This is a genomic window from Paenibacillus sp. B1-35 (genome assembly GCF_050474385.1).
GTDB lineage: Bacteria > Bacillota > Bacilli > Paenibacillales > Paenibacillaceae > Paenibacillus_B > Paenibacillus_B alvei.
The window spans coordinates 24,451-44,783 of sequence record NZ_JBCHVJ010000007.1 but is presented as its reverse complement, the minus strand read 5'-3'; the positions used below and the strand labels follow the sequence as shown (position 1 = coordinate 44,783).

Annotated in this window: 18 protein-coding genes and 1 other annotated feature; of the genes, 15 read left to right on the top strand and 3 right to left on the bottom strand. The window is 48.4% G+C overall.

The genetic code is table 11. The features are described 5' to 3' along the window. Positions 1-2: 2 nt before the first annotated feature. The 9 genes from ACQ5BJ_RS21350 (at position 3) to hemB (ending at position 8,652) form a co-directional block, all read left to right on the top strand. Positions 3-587: a non-ribosomal peptide synthetase module gene (locus ACQ5BJ_RS21350; RefSeq protein WP_430112287.1), complete on the top strand. Its 585-nt coding sequence runs from the start codon at positions 3-5 to the stop codon at positions 585-587. A 337-nt stretch (positions 588-924) separates the two neighbouring features. After that, positions 925-1,323, top strand: a complete 399-nt coding sequence (gene speD / locus ACQ5BJ_RS21345) for an adenosylmethionine decarboxylase (RefSeq protein ID WP_005547325.1) — start codon at positions 925-927, stop codon at positions 1,321-1,323. A gap of 136 nt (positions 1,324-1,459) precedes the next feature. Further along, positions 1,460-1,996, top strand: a complete 537-nt coding sequence (locus ACQ5BJ_RS21340) for a hypothetical protein (protein ID WP_005547327.1) — start codon at positions 1,460-1,462, stop codon at positions 1,994-1,996. A 198-nt stretch (positions 1,997-2,194) separates the two neighbouring features. Next, a complete protein-coding gene (hemA, locus tag ACQ5BJ_RS21335) occupies positions 2,195-3,580 on the top strand; it encodes a glutamyl-tRNA reductase (protein WP_430112285.1) in 1,386 nt (461 codons plus the stop codon). Between the two features lie 27 nt (positions 3,581-3,607). Then, positions 3,608-4,435, top strand: a complete 828-nt coding sequence (gene ccsA / locus ACQ5BJ_RS21330; RefSeq protein ID WP_005547335.1) for a cytochrome c biogenesis protein CcsA — start codon at positions 3,608-3,610, stop codon at positions 4,433-4,435. A 3-nt stretch (positions 4,436-4,438) separates the two neighbouring features. After that, entirely contained in the window at positions 4,439-5,101 is a 663-nt protein-coding gene (locus ACQ5BJ_RS21325) for a precorrin-2 dehydrogenase/sirohydrochlorin ferrochelatase family protein (RefSeq protein ID WP_268599235.1), read from the top strand. A gap of 20 nt (positions 5,102-5,121) precedes the next feature. Further along, positions 5,122-6,054 (top strand): hydroxymethylbilane synthase, encoded by a 933-nt coding sequence (gene hemC, locus ACQ5BJ_RS21320; protein WP_197266639.1) that lies wholly within the window; start codon positions 5,122-5,124, stop codon positions 6,052-6,054. Between the two features lie 5 nt (positions 6,055-6,059). After that, a complete protein-coding gene (gene cobA / locus ACQ5BJ_RS21315) occupies positions 6,060-7,646 on the top strand; it encodes a uroporphyrinogen-III C-methyltransferase (RefSeq protein WP_268599234.1) in 1,587 nt (528 codons plus the stop codon). A gap of 1 nt (position 7,647) precedes the next feature. Continuing rightward, positions 7,648-8,652 (top strand): porphobilinogen synthase, encoded by a 1,005-nt coding sequence (hemB, locus tag ACQ5BJ_RS21310; RefSeq protein WP_005547340.1) that lies wholly within the window; start codon positions 7,648-7,650, stop codon positions 8,650-8,652. Positions 8,653-8,750: 98 nt separating this feature from the next. On the opposite strand, the gene ACQ5BJ_RS21305 is transcribed toward hemB, so the two are convergent. Then, on the bottom strand, positions 8,751-9,428 hold the full coding sequence (locus tag ACQ5BJ_RS21305; protein ID WP_005547342.1) for a Crp/Fnr family transcriptional regulator: 678 nt from the start codon (positions 9,426-9,428) through the stop codon (positions 8,751-8,753). Between the two features lie 78 nt (positions 9,429-9,506). Here ACQ5BJ_RS21305 and hemL point away from each other — a divergent pair, with 78 nt between their 5' ends. The 3 genes from hemL to ACQ5BJ_RS21290 all read left to right on the top strand — a co-directional run bounded on the left by hemL (position 9,507) and on the right by ACQ5BJ_RS21290 (position 13,572). Then, positions 9,507-10,811, top strand: coding sequence for a glutamate-1-semialdehyde 2,1-aminomutase (gene hemL, locus ACQ5BJ_RS21300; protein ID WP_171418338.1), 1,305 nt, complete (start codon positions 9,507-9,509; stop codon positions 10,809-10,811). 146 nt (positions 10,812-10,957) lie between these two features. Continuing rightward, entirely contained in the window at positions 10,958-11,845 is an 888-nt protein-coding gene (locus ACQ5BJ_RS21295; protein ID WP_430112281.1) for an RluA family pseudouridine synthase, read from the top strand. 143 nt (positions 11,846-11,988) lie between these two features. Continuing rightward, positions 11,989-13,572 (top strand): LysM peptidoglycan-binding domain-containing protein, encoded by a 1,584-nt coding sequence (locus ACQ5BJ_RS21290; protein WP_430112279.1) that lies wholly within the window; start codon positions 11,989-11,991, stop codon positions 13,570-13,572. An 81-nt stretch (positions 13,573-13,653) separates the two neighbouring features. On the opposite strand, the gene ACQ5BJ_RS21285 is transcribed toward ACQ5BJ_RS21290, so the two are convergent. Beyond that, positions 13,654-13,818 (bottom strand): hypothetical protein, encoded by a 165-nt coding sequence (locus ACQ5BJ_RS21285; protein ID WP_005547353.1) that lies wholly within the window; start codon positions 13,816-13,818, stop codon positions 13,654-13,656. Between the two features lie 163 nt (positions 13,819-13,981). Further along, positions 13,982-14,275, top strand: a binding site (T-box leader). A gap of 200 nt (positions 14,276-14,475) precedes the next feature. On the opposite strand from ACQ5BJ_RS21285, the gene ACQ5BJ_RS21280 reads away from it, so the two are divergent. From ACQ5BJ_RS21280 to murC, 3 genes are all read left to right on the top strand, one after another. Beyond that, positions 14,476-17,112 carry a valine--tRNA ligase gene (locus ACQ5BJ_RS21280; protein ID WP_197266668.1) on the top strand — a complete coding sequence of 879 codons (2,637 nt, stop codon included), beginning with the start codon at positions 14,476-14,478 and terminating at the stop codon, positions 17,110-17,112. Between the two features lie 92 nt (positions 17,113-17,204). Next, the gene (locus ACQ5BJ_RS21275; protein WP_005547355.1) at positions 17,205-18,584 is read left to right on the top strand and encodes a bifunctional folylpolyglutamate synthase/dihydrofolate synthase; all 1,380 of its coding nucleotides are present in this window, start codon (positions 17,205-17,207) and stop codon (positions 18,582-18,584) included. Positions 18,585-18,591: 7 nt separating this feature from the next. Next, entirely contained in the window at positions 18,592-19,959 is a 1,368-nt protein-coding gene (gene murC / locus ACQ5BJ_RS21270; RefSeq protein WP_040735977.1) for a UDP-N-acetylmuramate--L-alanine ligase, read from the top strand. A 124-nt stretch (positions 19,960-20,083) separates the two neighbouring features. Here murC and ACQ5BJ_RS21265 read toward each other — a convergent pair whose 3' ends face one another. After that, positions 20,084-20,320 carry a hypothetical protein gene (locus ACQ5BJ_RS21265; RefSeq protein WP_005547360.1) on the bottom strand — a complete coding sequence of 79 codons (237 nt, stop codon included), beginning with the start codon at positions 20,318-20,320 and terminating at the stop codon, positions 20,084-20,086. Positions 20,321-20,333 lie beyond the last annotated feature (13 nt).

The following is a 20,333-nucleotide window of genomic DNA, read 5'->3' as shown; positions in this document are numbered from 1 at the left end:
TTATGGCTCGGCGGTTAGCCACAGAGTATGTGAAAGCCAGTTTACAGTTAACGGAAGCTCAGTTGGCCCGATTTGTGCAATCGCTCGCGAAGCAATCTATTGTAGGGCGGGTGAAAGTATTAGAAAACGGTAATCAAGAGGTGGTTCTTGAGGACGGCCAGGGTGATGAGATCATATTCCTGTTCGAGAAACAAGGCAATCGGTATGTCTGTGTAACGTCTTGCCGCTTGGTTCATCCGAAATTGACGCAAGTGATGCATAAGCTTGTGGCGACATTCCGTGGCGAAGCGGTAGTCAATCGGATTTTTGCGGGATTTACAATCACTTATTATTACGTGGATGGGGCAGTTCGCAAGATTGTGGAGCAGAAGGAAGAGCCTCGCGTTATTTTCGAACATAAGGATACGGTGCTAGACTTGCAGAATATGTACCGTAACGATCGTGTAGAAATACGTATTGCGAGTATCAAGGAGCGCATCAACAGCCTCCTCGATAAGCGAAATCACAGTCTGTCGGCGGATGAGATTCAAGCTGTGGATCATGAGCTGGCAGAAATGGCAAAGCAATTGTTCATCTTGGAAGCCTGAGCGGCATTGGAATAGAAAAGAACTTAGGGCATGCGCCTTAAGTTCTTTTTATTTTCTGCACATATTGGGCGGAAGAAAATAAACACCTAACGGCTGCTTTTTCCATATAGTAGACAGGGAATTACAAATGGTCTGGTGAAAAGCGAATAAAAAAGTGTTGCATTTATGTGTATAAGATGTTATTTTTAATCTCGTTGAAAACAATATAGGAACCAGGATTCACTCAGGACATTGCATGTTGCGAGAGATTTTTCCCTCGGGAAGTGAATGACGTAGGTCCTAGCGGATGAAATTATTTTTTTCAAACATTTTATTCCTAGGAAGGGGGAACCGGAAGATGGAATACTCAACTTTCGGAAGACATGTTGCTGTTGACACGTGGGGAGTCGACTTCGATTTGCTGAACAATGCTCAATTGCTTGAAGCACAACTGGTAGAAGCCGCTGAAGCGTGTGGTGCAACCGTCTTGTCTGTTCAATCTAAACAGTTTGACCCACAAGGGGCAACAGTTCTAGTTATGTTGTCAGAAAGTCATCTTTCAATCCACACTTATCCTGAACGTGGATTTGCAGCAATCGATTGTTACACTTGCGGAGAAACAGTAGACCCGCAGCTAGCCATTGATTACCTGGTCTCTATGTTGAAACCGGAGAAAACGTACGCGAAGAAGCTCGTTCGCGGATTAGGCGAATTGCAAGTGGTTACTCCGGATATGAAAGTATCCGAATTGGTATAGAACACAATAAAGTCCCGCTCACTTAAGTGCTTGGCACCGGGTTGAGCGGGCTTTTTTTATTCATTTTACCCTGGTTATTTGTCCACTTGCAGCTCCATAAGCTATATACATAATCATATATAGTAGGAGAATGCCTATGAGACCAAAGCGATTTCGAAGCGGTGTCGTATGGATGGTCGTATTGTTCATGCTGCTTATCTGGCCTTCTATTCAGGTGTACAACTTCTTGTCACCGAAGATAGAAGCATCCGATCCGCTAAAAATGCTGTATGAGGTAGCTCAATTTCAAATGAATTTGTTAAAAGGATCGATGCAGGAAGCTAAACGGGTTCATACAACCGATCAATTGCAAAAATTGAAGCTGGTTGCCTACTCAGCAGCCTTTGCACATGAACGGCTGGTGCGTGCAGTTGGCAAGGATAAGCTGCCAGAGCTCTCTAGTATGAATAAGGTTGTAGAGATGATAACATTGCTGCAATTAAATGGGGATCGCCCGCTTGCAGACAGTGAAAAAGAGGTGATAAGCACCTCCGCCGATGCAGCGAACAAATTAGTTGACAGTTACGCTCTCATTTATAACAGCAGTGGACATTGGATTGCGTCACAGCGTGAAGAGCTCATCTTGGCCGATAAAGAGCTCATAAGTGTGCTGGATTCTTATTTTGCACCGTAATAGTTTGGCAAAAAGTGCATAAAAAAGAATGACATTAGGTCGCAGCAATGTTAGTATAAGGTGCAGTTAGCACGTACAAACTAAAATTTGACATGCATTTCATAATATTTTCAAATTACGAACGAATGTTCTCTGTGATGTATGTTATAATGATTATCATCTGAGAATGTACTAAATATCGAAAAGCAGGTGAAATGAATGCACATCATCGTCGTCGGCATGAACTATCGTACAGCGCCCGTAGAGATTCGGGAAAAGTTCGCGCTGCCCGAAAGTGAATGGCAAGAGGCGCTGAGACAATTGAGACAGACGAAGAGCGTGCTCGAATGTGTGATGGTGTCGACATGCAACCGTACAGAGCTGTATGTGGTTGTCGACAGATTGCACATGTGCGGTTACTTCATCCGCAGCTTTATGGAGACATGGTTCGGCATCCCTAGACAGCAATTTACACCGTACCTCTATATATATGAAGATGATCAGGCCGTTGAACATTTATTCCGGGTCAGCTGCGGCTTGGATTCCATGGTCATCGGTGAAACGCAAATTCTTGGTCAGATCCGCAATGCCTTCTTTTTTGCGCAACATGAAGGGGTAACAGGAACGTGGCTCAATACGGTATTTAAGCAGGCGATAACACTCGCGAAGAGAGCACATGCCGAAACAAGCATTAACGAAAATGCGGTATCGGTCAGCTATGCTGCTGTTGAGCTTGGCAAGCGCATATTCGGATCATTCCATGGCAAGAAAGTGCTCATCCTTGGCGCAGGCAAAATGAGCGAGCTTACCGTAAAGCATTTGTATGCGAACGGTGCCGCTGAGGTGATGGTAGCGAACCGTACATTATCTCGTGCGGAGGAACTGGCGAAGCAATTTAATGGACGAGCGGGGACACTCGACGAGGTTGATCTAATGCTGGCTGAAGCAGACATCGTTATAAGCTCTACTGGGGCTAAGGAATATGTGTTATCGGCGGATGATGTAAAGCGGGCGATGAGCAAGCGCAAGTCTCGGTCGCTATTCTTTATTGACATTGCCGTACCGCGTGACTTGGATCCTGCGATTAGCGATTTGTCGAATGTATTCTTGTATGACATTGATGATTTGCAAGGTATTGTAGAAAGCAATCTGGCTCGGCGGCGCAAGGAAGCGGCAAAGATTGAAGCTTTTATTGCAGATGAACTCGAGGAGCATCGCCATTGGCTCAAAATGCTAGGTGTAACCCCGATGATTCGCTCATTGCAGGCCAAGGCAGACCGTATTCATCAGGATACGCTCCAAAGCTTGTTCAATAAGCTACCAGAGCTGTCCGACCGGGAAGCGAAGCTGATACGCCGGTTGACGAAAAGTATGCTGAATCAAATGATGCACGACCCAATTAACCAAATTAAAGAGCTCGCCGCAGAGAAGAATGGAGACGAGGCATTGCAATTGTTCTCGCAAATCTTCGCACTTGAGGAGCCGGAAGCGGATGGCAAGAAGGAGCGAGGAGAGGAACAGCCCTCCACGCAAGTCCCCGTGAATCGGAATGCTGAACCCGAACGGGGGAAGTCTGTGCTGTCTTGGGCAGCCGTCACATGGTAGTGGAAGAACAGGAGGCGGCAGGCATCGATGGTTACGAATAGTTGGATTTACGATGCGATTATATACACATACGCCCTGAGCCTTCTGTTTTATTTTTCCGATGTGGTAGGAGTCAATCGGAAAGCGAAGCGGATGGGCGCAGGGCTTCTTACTTTTGTATGGGTACTCCAGACCATTTTCTTAATTGTGAGGATGGTGCGACATCAGGATGTTCCTGTTTTTAGCAGTTTTGAATTCATGTTCTTATTCTCATGGTTCTTAGTGACCGTATCCATTGTTATTAGCAGGTTTTTTCATATCGAATTTATCGTATTCTTTGTAAACCTGATTGGTTTTGCTTTATTGCTGGTGAACATGCTTAATGATCCAACGATGCCTGCATCAATGAAGGAATGGGAGATGATGCGCAATTTGCTCTCCTTTCATATCTCGCTTGCGGCCTTTGGGTTTGCAGCCTTGACGGTCAGTGCAGTATTTGCAGGCATGTATGTATTTCTGCATCATAAGCTTAAGGCCAAGCAGTGGTCGGATGCGGTGAGGCGCTTGCCTAGTCTTGAACGAATTGAGCGATTCTCCTACCTGGCAGCGGTAATCGGCATTCCGATGTTCCTGTTGTCGCTTGCTGTAGCGGTGGGAGCTATCCTGCTGGACAACCGTACGGAACTGCTGATCGATTTAAAAATATGGTTTACATTAGCAGCGCTTCTGCTGTATGGCTCCTATGTTGTGAAACGCTCGCGCTATGATTCAACAGGATTTCGACTTTCTTTGTTGAATTTAGGATGTTATGCGGTAATCATGCTCAATTTCGCATTGAATTCATTATCGACATTTCATCGCTGGATTGGAGTGTAGCGAATGGGAGATTCCCCTCTGTATCCAATTATGCTGAAGCTTGCCGGCAAGCCATGTACCGTTATTGGCGGCGGCAAGGTAGCTGCCCGCAAAATTCGCCATTTGCTGGCAAGTGGTGCTAAAGTGAAGGTGGTCAGTCCCATATTGACTCCGGAGCTTTGGCATTTTGTGAATAATGGAATCGTTATGCACGTTGCAAGAGAGTATGAGGAGGGGGACGCTATCGGAGCGCTGCTCGTGTTTGCTGCGACAGACGATAGTGAAGTTAATGAACGGGTGGCAGCAGAGGCAAGGCGCTGCGGTGCGCTAATTAATGTTGCTCATAGTCCGGATCATAGTGACTTTGCCAATCCTGGGGCGATTCAGCATGGTGATGTCCATCTGGCTGTATCGACGGGTGGTGCGAGTCCCACCTTGACGCGAAGCATACTTGCTAAGCTGTCCAAGCTCATGGACGAGGAGTTGGCGCAAGTTGCGGAACTGCTGCTGCACGCACGTAAAGCTGCCCATACGGTACTGCCTGACACAGCCCAGCGCCAGCGTGCAATGCGGCATTATGCAGAGGAATGCTGGCGAACTTATGAGCAACACGTTCCGCTTCCCAAGTGGGAAGAGTGGATAGAGGCATGGCTCGCGCAATTATCAATAAATGAATCCATAATATAGGCAAGCAGGAGGGCAACTAGATGCGTACTATCATTGTTGGAACAAGGCAGAGTGCCTTGGCGCTGACGCAGACCGGGCATGTTATTTCAGCGTTGGAAGCCATTTGCCAAGAAAATAATCTTCCGTATCGCTTCGAAATTAAAAAGATCGTAACCAAGGGCGATCGCATACTGGATGTGACCTTGTCCAAGGTAGGCGGCAAGGGGCTGTTCGTAAAGGAAATCGAACAGGCGCTTATTGACAAGGAAGTTGATATTGCGGTTCATAGTATGAAAGACATGCCATGGGAGCTGCAGGATGGACTTACGGTTGGCGCAGTGCCGAAACGGGAGGATCCGAGAGATTGCTTGATTATGAAGTCGGGCACCTCGATCGAAGATTTGCCCATAGGCGCCAAGGTGGGTACCAGCAGCCTGCGCAGAGCTTGTCAATTACAGGCGCAGCGTCCTGATCTGCAAATCGAGCCATTGCGCGGCAATATTGATACGCGGCTGAAGAAGCTTGATACGGAAGGGTTCGATGCGATTGTTCTTGCTGCAGCAGGACTGCACCGGATGGGCTGGCAGGATCGCATTACATCTTACTTGCCCACAGCAGTAAGCCTGCCGGCAGTAGGCCAAGGGGCACTGGGGATTGAATGCCGCGCAGATGATGAAGAAGTATTGGCGCTGCTTGCACGTTATCACGATGCAGACACCGCTCTTACGGTTCAGGCAGAACGTGCCTTCTTAGGACGTTTGAATGGCGGCTGCCAAGTTCCAATCGGGGCATATGCAGAGCTTCATGGTGCTGATGGCACGATGCGCTTGACTGGCCTTGTCGGCTCAGCCGAGGACAATACGATTGTGAGCGACACTATGGTAGGTAAACATCCAGAGGAACTTGGTATTGCAGTTGCAGAGCGGCTGCTGGATCAAGGAGCGGAACAAATGTTATCCCAATTAAGGGGCTGATAAGAATGGAACGGCATTCCTCTGAATTAGGTATCGTGTATCTAGTAGGCGCAGGGCCGGGAGATGCTGGCTTGATTACGGTCAAAGGCTTGAACTGTTTGCAGGAAGCGGATGTTGTTGTCTATGATCGCCTTTCCAGTCCTCAGCTGCTTAGGCATATGAAGCCCGGCGCACGCAGGATCTATGTCGGTAAGCTGCCTGATAGGCATGCGATGAAGCAAGCGGACATTAATCAGCTTCTTGCCGATCTGGCTCTGGAAGGACACCGGGTTGTTCGCTTAAAGGGAGGAGATCCATGTGTATTTGGCAGAGCAGGAGAAGAAGCGGCTGTGCTGAAGGAGCATGGGATATCATTCGAGATCGTTCCGGGTGTCACCTCAGCGGTGGCGGTTCCGGCTTATGCCGGCATTCCCGTGACACATCGTGAGTATGCCTCTTCCTTCTGCGTAGTCACAGGACACGAAAATCCTGACAAGCTGGACGAATTCATTGAGTGGGAACAGATGACTCAATCAGCAGGCACCTTGTTGTTTCTTATGGGGATTGGCAAGCTGCGTGCGATAGTAGAACGATTAATGAGCCATGGGCGGGCAGCGGAGACACCTGTTGCATTGATACGCTGGGGAACACGGGCAGAGCAGTTCACCATTGTTGGAACTTTAGCGACGATTGCGGATGAAGCAGAGCGGATCCGATTTGAATCGCCTGCAATCATTATCGTAGGTGACGTTGTTAAGCTGCGGGAACAGCTTGCATGGGCAGAAGAGCGGCCATTATTCGGGAAGCGTGTGCTTGTGACGAGAAGCCGTAGCCAAGCAAGCGAGCTTGTGCGGGCCGTCGAACAGCTTGGAGGGGAGCCTTATGAATTTCCTGTCATTGAAATGCGTGCGCCTGTCTCGGCGCGGCAGAAGCAGGCGATTCAACAGGCATTCCTGCAGGCTAGGCAGTATCACTGGCTCATTCTAACGAGCGTGAATGGTGTTTCGTATTGGTTCCAGCATTTGCAGGATCAAGGCCAGGACATTCGTCAATGGGCTGGCGCACGAATTGTGACGGTTGGACCAAAAACGGCTGAGGCGCTTCGTGAATACGGTGTACAGCCGGATGTATCTGCTGCTCAGTTTAGTCAAGAAGGGGTATGGGACGTACTGCGCCCGCTCGTTGCGTCAGGGGAGCGCGTACTGCTAGCGCGCGGGGATTTGTCACGTCCTTGGCTAAAGGAGACCCTGCATCAGCATGGTCTTATTGTCGATGAGATCGATCTGTACGAGACTGTATTGCCCGAAGAGGATGATCCTTGCTTATTAGAACTGCTTGAGGATAACGCCATTCATCTTATTACCTTTACGAGTTCTTCGACTGTAACGAACCTGATCGCGTCGTTAACACGCATGGGCGTGTCGAATCCAGTAGCGAAACTGAGCGGCGCTCAGGTTGTCTGCATCGGAGATATTACAGCGCGTACAGCGCGCGAATTAGGCTTGCAGGTTGATGCAGTAGCCGAGCGTTCTACCATAAAAGGATTGGTAGAAGCAATGAGCAAGCTATGCAATAGTGAAAAGTCAAATATACACATTCAAGGAGGTTGCTAATATGGTATTTCCAACTACAAGATTACGCCGCCTACGGAAGACGGCAGCTCTCCGCAATATGGTACGCGAGACAGTATTAACCGTAAATGATTTAATTATGCCTATTTTTGTAACGCATGGCACCAATATTAAGGAAGAAATCAGCTCCATGCCAGGCGTGTACCACTTTTCGCTAGATCGTCTGGATGAAGAAATTAATGAAATCGTACAAGTAGGGATTCAAGCTATCGTGTTGTTTGGCGTTCCGGCATCGAAGGATGCTGTCGGAAGTTCTGCGTTCGACACGAACGGAATTGTACAGCAAGCGACAAGACAAATAAAGGCTGCTCATCCCGAACTGCTCGTCATCGCAGATACTTGCCTCTGTCAATATACTGATCATGGTCATTGCGGCATGATACATGTGCATGAAGTGAATGGCTGTGAAATTGGCGAAATCGATAATGACGAGTCGCTCGAGTACTTAGTTCGTACTGCTGTATCCCAGGCCGAAGCGGGAGCCGATATCATTGCGCCTTCCAATATGATGGATGGATTCGTGCACGCGATTCGAGCAGGACTGGATGAAGCGGGCTACAGTGATGTGCCAATCATGTCTTATTCTGTGAAATATGCTTCGGCATTCTACGGCCCATTCCGGGATGCAGCGCATTCCGCACCGCAATTTGGCGATCGCAAGACATACCAGATGGATCCTGCTAATGTGCGTGAAGCGGTTCGCGAGGCAGAAGAGGATGTTCTGGAGGGCGCGGACATGCTGATGGTGAAGCCGGCCATGGCATATATGGATGTCATCCGTGTGATAAAGGATCAGTTCGATCTGCCACTGGTCGCTTATAATGTGAGCGGCGAATACTCCATGGTGAAGGCTGCGAGCAAGCTTGGATGGATTGACGAGCGGGCAATAGTTACTGAACTGCTGCTTGGTTTAAAGCGTGCAGGAACGGATATGATTATTACGTACCATGCGAAGGATGCAGCGCGCTGGCTGTCAGATCGTTCCTAATTATCAGGGCAAGCGGATGGAATATATAGCAAGCACCCCTCCAGCACATTTAGCGAAATGCAGCGGAGGGGTACTTGTCTGCCCAATCATTTAGGAAGCTAGCTTACGTAAGGACTCTGGAACAGCTTGGATACATCCAGTGTGTATTCGGTAGGTTGCAGCGTCAAGATGCGCTGATGCTCCAAATCGCGGATTACCTGCTCTAATACGTTGCGATGCACACCAGCAAGCCCTGACATGGCATCGGGATCGAAGGCGGTACGGATGTAGATTTTGTCTCCACGGCGTTCGCCTTGCTGCTGAGCGATACGGACAATGTTCTTCACGATGCGGCTAGGAGCATCCAGGAACGTTAAGTCATAGACGTATCCGTTCGTCGAACGAAGCCGCCCGCACAGTTGAATCATAACCTGCTTCGCAATGTCGTAATGGGCTCGCAGCAATAGATGGAAGCTTTCAGAAGTAACGGTCAATAATACGGTATCCTCCAGTGTCTCTGCTGTAGCAGAACGCGGCTTGCCATCAATAAGCGCAAGCTCGCCGAAGTTGTCGCCGCTCTTGAAGACGGAAAGGATCTTTTGTTGTCCTTTCTTGTTGGATGTGTATACTTTGACGGCACCGCGTAATACGATGCAGAATGTGTGTCCTGGATCTCCCTGCTGGAACAAAATCGTATGTGGGGCATACTCCCGACGGGATGTGATGGACGATACGATTTCCAGCTGTTCATCAGTCAAATCAGAGAACAGTGGGACGCGTTTTAGCAATTCAATCATGACTTTCCCCTCTTTGCCAAGCCGATTTTTTACTAGTGTAACATAGAACAGAGGAATAAATAAGAAGGAGCTACCAACATGTCTGAAAAAAAATCTGGCCGTGTAGACACTCGTTCGCAGGCAGCATTTGCAGAAGCAAAAAAATACATACCTGGCGGTGTGAATAGCCCTGTTCGCGCATTTAAATCTGTCGGACTAACGCCTGCCTATATTGAGCGGGCGGAAGGTTCCCGACTGTATGATATCGATGGCAACGTATTTGTCGATTATGTATGTTCGTGGGGGCCGTTAATTATGGGTCACGCGCATCCAGAGGTCGTTCGTGCAATCCAAGAAACGGCGGCGAAAGGGACAAGCTTTGGTGCGCCTACTGAGATCGAGACGGCTATGGCCAAGCTGGTATGTGAGCGTGTGCCTTCGGTAGATATTGTCCGCATGGTTAATTCGGGAACGGAAGCAACGATGAGTGCGATCCGGCTGGCCCGTGGAATAACGAAGCGGAGTAAGATTGTTAAATTTGAAGGCTCCTACCATGGTCATGGAGACAGCTTGCTGATCAAGGCTGGCTCTGGTGTAGCTACATTAGGACTGCCGGACAGCCCAGGGGTGCCTGCAGGGGTGGCCAGCAATACGATAGCAGTTCCTTACAATGATTTGGAGGCAGTGAAACTGGCCTTTGAACGCTATGGCGAAGACATAGCCTGTGTCATTGTGGAGCCGGTAGCAGGTAACATGGGAGTTGTTCCGCCGAAGGAAGGATTTTTGGAAGGGCTGCGGAATTTAACAGAGCAGTTTGAAAGCTTGCTCATTTTCGATGAAGTCATGACCGGATTTCGTGTAGGCTATAGCTGTGCGCAAGGCTTGTTTGGCGTTATACCGGATTTGACTTGCTTTGGAAAGGTTATTGGCGGAGGACTGCCAGTAGGTGCATACGGAGGAAAACGCGAATACATGGAGCAGATTGCGCCAAGCGGACCGATCTATCAAGCCGGCACGTTAAGCGGTAATCCACTGGCGATGGCTGCGGGCTACACGACATTGTCTTTGCTTGCGCCGGAGGTGTACGATGAGCTGGATCGCAAGGGCGCAATGCTTGAGGAAGGCTTCACGCGAAATGCTCAGGAGCTTGGAGTGCCATGTACAATCAATCGCATCGGCTCGATGGTTTGTCCGTTCTTTACGAATGAAGCGGTCACGAACTTTGATACGGCACGTACTTCCAACTTGGAATTGTTCCGCAGCTATTTCAAGCATTTGTTGGATGAAGGGGTCAATGTAGCGCCTTCGCAATTCGAAGGGATGTTTGTATCAGCAGCTCATACTGATGAAGATATTGAGTTTACGATACAAGCTCACTACGCAGCACTGAAAAAGTCCATCTAAGCATAGAGTGAATTAAAACGGGGTTGAAAGATTAGTCTTTTAGACTACACCCTGCAACGGAATAGAACGACGATAAGCCCGGCGATTCCCGTCTCTAGCGGAGTGCCGGGCTTTGAAATGAAAAGGAATTAGAGTGGAGGTGCGGCATGACACGGTATTGGAGACGCCAAGGTGAATGGGTAGAGTTCATGCCTGGCAAGGGAGTGCTCAAAGAGGAAGAGTCAACATTTTCTTGGTTAATCGGAGAGCTGCGCTTGCCGAAAAATTTCGTTCAAAGAATGAAGCATGAGGGAGATATTTGCACGGCTGGAGATAGGCTGAGGCTGAGATGGTTTACTCGTGAATCGGATTCCTATGAACCTGCAGATGAGCCTGCAGAGGTGCTGTATGAAGATGATGCCTGTCTTGTTGCCTATAAGCCTTCGGGAATGGCGGTTCATCCTTCGACACCTGAGCAGGCCAAGAGACGGGACAGTTTGGCTCATGCTGTAGCATGCCATTATGCTTGGACAGGACAGTCGGCTAAGGTACTGCATATCCATCGGCTTGATGTTGATACAACAGGGCCCGTATTGTATGCAAAGCAGCCCTGTTCGCAAGTTATTCTTGATGAAATGATGCGCGAAAAAAAGATTGAACGTATCTATCATGCGATTGTTCACGGAACGCCGACTCCGGCTTCTGGAACAATTGATGCGCCAATAGGAAAGGATCGTCATCACCGCGGAAAATATCGGGTAAGTGACAGTGGGGTACGTGCGATCACTCATTATGATACGTTGCAGCCTGGTTCAGAGCTGTCTCTAGTTCGGTTGTCTCTGGAGACAGGGAGAACACATCAAATTCGGGTGCATATGAGTGCAAAGGGCTACCCGCTTGCAGGAGACGTGATGTACGGCGGGGATGACAAGCTGATTCGCAGACAAGCGCTTCACGGAGAAAGCTTGCGCTTCCGCCATCCGTTGTCGGGAGAACACATTCAGGTGGATGTCCCGTGGCCAGAGGACATGTTGCGTTTACGGCAAAAAATATAGTCATGCTCCTCTCTTTCTTCCCATATAGATGAAGTAGTGATACGAGTCTGACTTTGCGACTGTAGCTTAACATCGTTGTCGAATTGCATGTGTGCTGGTCACAAGGGAGGATGGCATATGAACTGCGGGAGGAGGAGCGGTCTGTGAACGATGAATCATATGGATTGCGATTTGATATTTATGAACGTGTGCATTTGTCCGACGAAGTGGTCGGCATTGATCAATTGGAAGAAGTGGAGTTGACACCGCACATTCAGGTCATTCCTGCTGGTGACCAGGTGACGGTGCGCGGCAGCTTGCTGCTGGCAGGAGCATACGTAGGTGCCGATGAATTGCGAAGCAGCCATTCGCTTGAGCATTGGATACCAGTTGAAATCACACTGCCCTTAAACCGGGTGCGCAGCTTAGAAGATATTTCGGTCGACATTGAGCACTTTGATGTTGATCTATTATCGACACGAACATTGAATATAACAGGAATTTTATCGCTGCGCGGCATCTCGATGGAAAGTATCGAGCCTGCAGCTTGGGAACCTGAGCAATTTACGGTCGTGCATCAAACAGAGATCGAGCAGGATGAGGAGGAACCTTCATGGCTGCGTGACTACGGTACATATACACCGGCATTTACATCGAGTCATGAAGAGAGTTTGTCTGAGAGCAACGGAGGATCGAATGATGAATCGAATAACGAATCATCGAATGTAGAATCGGATGCAGATCCAAGAGAGGAATATAGAGAGTACAGCTCTGCATGGAATTCCGAAGAACAAAAGCAGGAACAGGATCACGAGTTTATGCAAGATGAAGAGGAAGAAGAATCTGAATCTTATACTCGAGCTGCAGAAGAACTGGAAGCCAGCGAAGATGAAACTGAAGATGAGCAGTTGATTGCTCAATCAAATCATGAGCCATCCGACACCACTTCATCCAATTCTCAACGAGTTCCACTGACGTGGAGTGGTTCCCAATGGAACAAGGAGATTCTAGAAGCGGAAGAGCGAATGGAAGGCCAAAGTGCCGAAGCTTCGGAGGACGAGCGGCAGGCATCAAGCGAAACGAATGCTGATTCGCATGAAGGTGAACATGTGCGCACACCGAAGGGAGCTCCGTCTGATTTCCATACATTCTCTGAGGAAGCCCATGCTCGCGAACCCGTTGCAAGCCATGACAAGCGTGAGCGTAAGGAACGTGTATCCTCTACAGAAACGGATGATTCAGCGGCTGCCCAATTGTCAGAAGAGCTTGAGTCACTTGTCTCAACTCATGATGATGAGCGGGAGAGTGTAGAAGCCGGATCTGTTGTCAATGAACAGTCGGATGCTGATCCGGCAGCTGCAGTAAAGCAGGAAATGAAGATTGCGATTGGCAAGGGGAAAAATAGTGAGCCAGAAGCAGCCGAGCCGCTCGGGTTCAGTTCATTGCTTTCGAAGAAGCGGGAGCCACAAGAGTCGGATCGGGTTCAGACGGAAGAGGAGACTGCGAAGCAGGCAGCGACGAATACGGAGGCCTCTGGAGAGGAAGTAAAGTGGCAGTCGTTATTCCTCCAACGTTTGGATGATGAACGTGCATTCAAAAAAGTGCGCTTGTGTATTGTGCAGCGTTCCGAAACGCTCGACACGATAGCAGACCGATATAGCATGAATTCACGAGAGATTGCTCTCTACAATCGCTTGGCGGAATCGGATGTATCCGAAGGGCAAGTTCTCTACATTCCCACCTCGTAACGATATCTCCATAAAGGCAAGAAACCCGTATGGCTCATTGAGCGACGGGTTTCTTTGTGTCTGCATGCAGCTGTACAAGCTTCAATACACGTCCCACAAAAATCCAATGAAAATGAGGAATAGTACAAAAAGCAAAAATACGTCAAATGCTGTTGGCAGAAGCAACGTGCGGATAAATTGCAAGCAAATGATGGGGAAAAGAACCCCTTTAATGGAACCTCGAACACGACACCACCACCGTTCCATATAAAACACCTCCTATAGTACATGTTATGAAAAACGAAAAACAGGTTATGACTAATAGGGAACCAATTATCAGCATCCTTTTGCGCTCCGTCTATTGACTCGCAGGTTGTGCGAAGGTACAATATATCGTAAATGTTATTGTTTACTTTCATAGCTGACTGATTGAAAAACGATGAACAGGATTAGTAAGCGATCGGCCCCTTACAGAGAGCAGAGCGACACGGTGCAACGCCTGCAGGATCGTCCAGCGCTGAAGTCACCTGGGAGTTGCCCATTTGAACGTATCAAGGTAATGTATGAACATTGTGTTCATCGTGTTCCTCATACGCTAGAACAGGCCGGCCGCAGCCGTTATTTGCAACTGAAGTGCCGCTCAGCAGAATCTGTATGCTTGGAAGTCTGTATATAAGAGCGGAATAAAGGTGGTACCACGGAAGATAAACCTTTCGTCCTTTGCGACGTAAGGTTTTTTTATTTGCCTGCAGAAGTGAATGCATCCCTTACAAATGCCATAGTTTAGACGCTTGAGGAAGTGTTATGGGAGACAGCGCAGGGTTGTTATTCGCTTCGGTTCTATAGGCATAGTATTGTCGATTAGACACTCATGATTAAGTAACGGAGGGATTTTGATTGACAGAGAATCAAGAGCAACTGTCCATGCCAACGACGTACGATCCGAAGGCAGCGGAGCAGAAATGGTATGATTTCTGGATGAAAGGCGAGTATTTTAAAGCAGGTGTTCGCAAGGATGCTGAACCGTTCACGATCGTGATTCCGCCTCCAAACGTTACCGGCATGCTTCATATTGGTCACGCGCTTGACTTTACATTGCAGGATATTCTTATTCGCTTCAAGCGGATGCAGGGATATGATGCGCTGTGGCTTCCAGGCTCTGACCATGCTGGTATTGCAACGCAGACGAAAGTAGAGCAGAAGCTGCGCGAAGAAGGAGTAACACGCTATGATTTGGGGCGTGAAGCGTTCCTGGAACGTGTATGGGATTGGAAGGAGCAATATGCGAATACGATCCGCGAACAATGGGCGAAGATGGGGCTGTCCTTGGACTTCTCCCGTGAGCGCTTTACGTTGGATGAAGGTCTGTCCCGTGCGGTTCGCCAAGTATTTGTGAAGCTGTATGAGAAAGGGCTCATTTACCGCGGTAAATATATTATTAACTGGGATCCGGCAGCGCGCACGGCATTGTCCGACATTGAGGTTGAGTACAAGGAAGTGCAGGGGCATCTATATCATCTGCAGTATCCACTTAAAGACGGCAGCGGCTCAATTACTGTTGCAACAACTCGCCCAGAGACTATGCTCGGCGATACAGCAGTAGCGGTTCATCCAAAGGATGAGCGTTACCAACATATGATTGGCAAAATGTTGGTGCTGCCGATTGTAGGCCGTGAGATTCCTGTAATTGCAGACGAATATGTAGATAAAGACTTCGGAAGCGGTGCGGTTAAAATTACACCAGCCCATGATCCGAATGACTTCGAAATGGGACTTCGCCATCAATTGCCGCAAATAACGGTAATGGATGAGTCCGGCAAAATGAATGAGCTGGCTGGTCAATATCAAGGAATGGATCGTGCGGATTGCCGGAAACAGATCGTGAAGGACTTACAAGAACAAGGTGTGTTGATCAAAATTGAGGATCATGTCCATCAGGTTGGACACAGCGAGCGCAGTGGCGCAGTTGTAGAGCCGTATTTGTCAACACAATGGTTCGTGAAAATGAAGCCGCTCGCAGAGCGCGCAATCGAAGCGCAAAAAACGGGCAAAGGCGTTAATTTCGTGCCGGAACGCTTTGAGAAGACGTATTTGCATTGGATCGAGAATGTGCGCGACTGGTGTATTTCTCGTCAGCTGTGGTGGGGCCATCGCATTCCTGCTTGGTATTGTGAGGATTGCGGACACATTCATGTTGCAGAAGAAGATGCAACTGCATGTACATCGTGCGGAAGCAGCCATTTGAAGCAGGATGAAGATGTACTCGATACATGGTTCAGTTCTGCGTTGTGGCCGTTCTCTACGCTTGGCTGGCCGGATCAGACGGAAGATCTGAAGCGCTACTATCCAACGAACGTGCTCGTTACAGGCTATGACATCATTTACTTCTGGGTGTCCCGCATGATCTTTACGGCACTGGAATTTACAGATGAAATTCCGTTCAAGGACGTTCTGATGCACGGCTTGGTGCGTGATGCTGATGGCAAAAAAATGTCCAAATCGCTTGGCAATGGCGTCGATCCGCTTGAAGTTATCGAGAAGTACGGTGCCGATGCAATGCGCTTCATGATTTCCACAAGCAGTACGCCAGGGCAAGATTTGCGTTTCCGTTGGGAACGTGTCGAGCAGGCGCGCAACTTTGCGAATAAGATTTGGAATGCATCGCGCTTCGCTTTAATGAACTTGCAGGGCGTGACCTATGAGGATATCGACATTACAGGCGAATTGGGCACAGCGGATCGCTGGATCCTTCACCGTATGAACGAGACGGCTCGTGAAATTACGCGCCTCATGGATGCATACGAGTTCGGCGAAACAGGACGTGTGCTCAATAACTTCATTTGGGACGATCTGTGTGACTGGTACATTGAATTTGCGAAGCTCAGCTTGTATGGCTCAAATGAGCAAGCGAAGAAAAAGACGCAATCTGTTCTTGCCTATGTGCTTGACCGTACAATGCGCATGATTCATCCATTCATGCCATACATCTCAGAAGAGATTTGGCAGCACTTGCCGCACTCCGGCGAAACGATAACGCTTGCGGAATGGCCTGTATACCATGCCGAATTCGAAGCGCCTGAAGCAGTCCGCGAGATGATGCTTCTTATGGATATGATCCGTGCAGTGCGCAATATTCGTGCTGAAGTGAATGTGCCAATGAGTAAGAAGGTAGAGCTGATTGTGAAGCCGGCTGATCGCACGATCGAAGCGAACATTACGAATAACCTAGAGTTCGTAGAGCGTTTCTGTGGTACATCCAAGCTGGAGGTAAGCATAGAGGCTGGTGCGCCGAACAAGGCAATGACTGCCATTGTTACTGGAGCTGAGCTGTATTTGCCGCTTGCTGGCCTTCTTGACATTGAACAAGAAATTGCCCGTCTTCAGAAAGAAGTCGAGCACCTGAACAAAGAAGTTGAACGTGTCGATAAGAAGCTTGCTAATCAAGGCTTCATCGCGAAGGCGCCTGCTTCGGTCATCGAGGAAGAGCGTGCCAAGCAGCGTGATTACAGCGAGAAGAGAGACAAAGTATTGGCGCGTATTACAGAATTAACAGAAGCGTAAACAACCTGTGCGATATGTATGGCCGATCCGGGTTTGGGCATTGCTCTTTGCCGGTTCGGCCGTTTAATGACATCTGATAAAGGATGAGGATCATGTCGGAGACAAATGAGACGGAAGCAACCGATTTTCCTTTTGTTCGGGTAGAAGACGCAATTGATTGGATCAATTCATTAATTCCGTTTGGAATCCGTCCGGGCTTGGATCGGGTAGAATTGATGATGGAGCGGTTAGGTTCTCCACACCGTCGATTAAAATTCATTCATGTCGCGGGCACGAATGGCAAAGGCTCGACTTGTGCGATGTTAACGAGTGTTTTACTTGCTAACGGGTATGATGTCGGTACCTTTACTTCTCCTTATATTGAGAAGTATACGAATCGTTTAAAATACAATAACGAGGACATTCCTGAAGAAACGCTGCTTCAACTTGTGAACAAACTGAAGCCGTTGGTGGATGAAATCGCGCAAACGCCGCTAGGATCGCCGACGACGTTTGAAGTATCTACTACGCTCGCCATTATGTACTATGCGACAGTGACGTTCCCGGATGTTGTTGTATGGGAAACCGGGCTTGGCGGACGACTTGACGTAACAAATATCGTGACTCCAATCGTATCCATTATCACGAATATCGGTCATGATCATATGGACATACTGGGGGATACTATCGAGCAGATTGCTTTCGAGAAAGCGGGCATCATTAAGCCTGGAGTTCCAGCTGTGACGACAGTAGAGCAACCAGAGGCGCTGGAGGTCATTAAGCAGGCTGCGGCCAAGAATCAATCTACTCTGTATGTCATGAACGAACAGTTCCGAGTGGAACTGCTCAATGCGGTTGAAAATGAACAGAACTTCACATTCTTTGGCCCATTCCGAACGATGGAAGAAATGTCACTTACGATGAACGGGGCTCATCAATTGAAGAATGCGGCTGCCTCATTGATGGCGCTTGAAGTGCTGCGACAATATATGGCTTTCATTTTGGAAGATACAACTACGCGAGATGGACTGAAGCGTGCTGCGTGGCCAGGACGATTAGAAATGGTATGCAAGGAACCTCGCTTGCTGCTCGATGGTGCGCATAACCCGGAAGGGGCTGCGACGCTTGCACAAGCGCTGCGGGATACGTACCAGTACAAAGGGCTTCATATTATGATGGGGATGCTGTCGACAAAGCATCATCACGATGTTCTGCGACATATACTACCTTTAGCTAATACCGTTATTTTTACAGAACCTGATTTCCGCAAGAAGATGGAAGCGGAAAGCTTACGAGATATTGCCGAGCAGGTGATGGGAGACAATACGAATCGTCCGACTATCCTTGTAGAGCCTAACTGGCATAAAGCTTTGGAACAGCTCCAGGCGATGACAGTACCAGGAGATTTAGCAGTAGTTACGGGGACTTTATATCTGATTGCAGACGTTCGTTCTTTCGTTCTGCATCGGACCGAATCTGAAAAGGGTTGGTGAGTTCGTTTTGAATACGACGGAACATATTCATTTTATCGGCATCGGGGGCTATGGGATGAGCGCCATCGCTCGTGTCATGCTGGAAATGGGGTACACCGTCACGGGGTCCGATGTGGCCGAACAGGATTTGACGGAAAAGTTACGCAAAAAAGGGGCGACTGTACATATCGGGCATGACCCAGCCTATGTTCAGAACGCAGATACAGTGGTATATTCTACAGCTTGTCCGAAGGACAATGTGGAACGGGTTGCAGCTGAACAGCAGGGTATTCCAGTTATTCACCGCTCACAAATGCTGGCACGCTTACTGAATGCGAAGAAAGGCATTGCTGTAGCAGGCGCTCACGGAAAGACAACGACTTCTTCGATGATCGCGTTTGTTATGGAGCGCTGTGGTGTGGATCCGACTTATATCATCGGCGGCGAAGTGACGAACCTAGGGACGAATGCCCAAGCAGGTAACAGCGAGTATGTAGTTGCGGAAGCGGATGAGAGTGATGGCTCCTTCTTGAATTATCACCCTCATATCGCGGTTGTACTCAATATTGAAGCCGATCATTTAGAGAATTATGGCGGAGATTTCGAACGCTTGAAAGAGGCTTATGTACAGTTTCTGTCTCAAGTAAGCGCGGATGGATGCTCTGTATTGTGTGCAGATGATCCAATTGTCGGAGCTATGCTTCCGAGCTTGGGTGCAGGTGTTGTGACATACGGCATTGAGCAAGCGGCTGATTATACAGCTACAGAGATTATCGCGGAAGATCGCGGCATGACCTTTACGATGAATCATCAAGGCAAGGCGCTTGGTTCGGTTCAACTATCTATTCCGGGTACGCATAATGTATTGAATGCAATGGCTACTATTATTGTTGCTATGCGTACTGGAATTCCATTCGAGCAGGCAGCGGCAGCCATTGTGGACTTTATTGGGGCGAAACGTCGTTTCCAAGTCATCGGTGAAGAGCAGGGCGTACTGGTTGTAGATGACTATGCACATCATCCGACAGAGATCGAAGCAACTCTATCAGCTGCCAAAGCAACAAACCGCCGCATTGTTGCGGTATTCCAGCCGCAGCGATATTCTCGAACTTATTTCCTGTTCGATCAATTCAGCCGCGCATTCGCTGGTGCGGATGAGTTGATTTTGACAGATATTTATTCTCCAGCTGGAGAGAAGCCGATCGAAGGAGTGCACTCTTCGAAGCTGGTTGAACGCATTCGTGAGAATAGTAATCGCAATGCGCAGTATATTGCGGATAAGAGTGATGCGTTGGAGCGTCTGAAATCGATCGTAAAACCTGGTGATCTGGTCATCACAATGGGAGCGGGCGATATTTGGAAGACGGCGCGTGGATTGGTTGAGGTGCTAAAATAGCAGCTTGGCAAGGAATACTCCTAAGGTCAATAAAGTCTGTATTACATGATTGTATAGAAAAGATCGAGTTCGGATGCAGATCCTCTAACTCGATCTTTTTGTTTATCCGTTTGACGCATTGAGCTTAACAGAAAACACGTTTGATCGCACGTACATCATCATATCGAATCCGTCGTATGATAGAGATTCCGCGGCGGCGTATTCGTAAGCGGAAGGAGAAAATACCTGCAAAAATGATTCTACCTACCAACACTTCGCCTGAACATAGAACGACAACTACGAGACGACCAACATTTCGTCTAACAAATCGACGAACCTCGATAGGAGACAACCCAAAATTTTGAATTCTAGCTTTTTTCACTCCACTACACCTC

What these genes read in the sequence shown, in the direction of transcription:
- cobA (WP_268599234.1), top strand. Translation starts at nt 6,060, where the DNA reads ATGGAACGGCATTCCTCTGAATTAGGTATCGTGTATCTAGTAGGCGCA.
- ACQ5BJ_RS21325 (WP_268599235.1), top strand. Translation starts at nt 4,439, where the DNA reads ATGGGAGATTCCCCTCTGTATCCAATTATGCTGAAGCTTGCCGGCAAG.
- ACQ5BJ_RS21275 (WP_005547355.1), top strand. Translation starts at nt 17,205, where the DNA reads ATGTCGGAGACAAATGAGACGGAAGCAACCGATTTTCCTTTTGTTCGG.
- ACQ5BJ_RS21305 (WP_005547342.1), bottom strand. Translation starts at nt 9,428, where the DNA reads ATGATTGAATTGCTAAAACGCGTCCCACTGTTCTCTGATTTGACTGAT.
- ACQ5BJ_RS21280 (WP_197266668.1), top strand. Translation starts at nt 14,476, where the DNA reads ATGCCAACGACGTACGATCCGAAGGCAGCGGAGCAGAAATGGTATGAT.
- hemL (WP_171418338.1), top strand. Translation starts at nt 9,507, where the DNA reads ATGTCTGAAAAAAAATCTGGCCGTGTAGACACTCGTTCGCAGGCAGCA.
- ACQ5BJ_RS21350 (WP_430112287.1), top strand. Translation starts at nt 3, where the DNA reads ATGGCTCGGCGGTTAGCCACAGAGTATGTGAAAGCCAGTTTACAGTTA.
- ACQ5BJ_RS21285 (WP_005547353.1), bottom strand. Translation starts at nt 13,818, where the DNA reads ATGGAACGGTGGTGGTGTCGTGTTCGAGGTTCCATTAAAGGGGTTCTT.
- hemC (WP_197266639.1), top strand. Translation starts at nt 5,122, where the DNA reads ATGCGTACTATCATTGTTGGAACAAGGCAGAGTGCCTTGGCGCTGACG.
- ACQ5BJ_RS21295 (WP_430112281.1), top strand. Translation starts at nt 10,958, where the DNA reads ATGACACGGTATTGGAGACGCCAAGGTGAATGGGTAGAGTTCATGCCT.
- ccsA (WP_005547335.1), top strand. Translation starts at nt 3,608, where the DNA reads ATGGTTACGAATAGTTGGATTTACGATGCGATTATATACACATACGCC.
- speD (WP_005547325.1), top strand. Translation starts at nt 925, where the DNA reads ATGGAATACTCAACTTTCGGAAGACATGTTGCTGTTGACACGTGGGGA.
- ACQ5BJ_RS21340 (WP_005547327.1), top strand. Translation starts at nt 1,460, where the DNA reads ATGAGACCAAAGCGATTTCGAAGCGGTGTCGTATGGATGGTCGTATTG.
- hemA (WP_430112285.1), top strand. Translation starts at nt 2,195, where the DNA reads ATGCACATCATCGTCGTCGGCATGAACTATCGTACAGCGCCCGTAGAG.
- hemB (WP_005547340.1), top strand. Translation starts at nt 7,648, where the DNA reads ATGGTATTTCCAACTACAAGATTACGCCGCCTACGGAAGACGGCAGCT.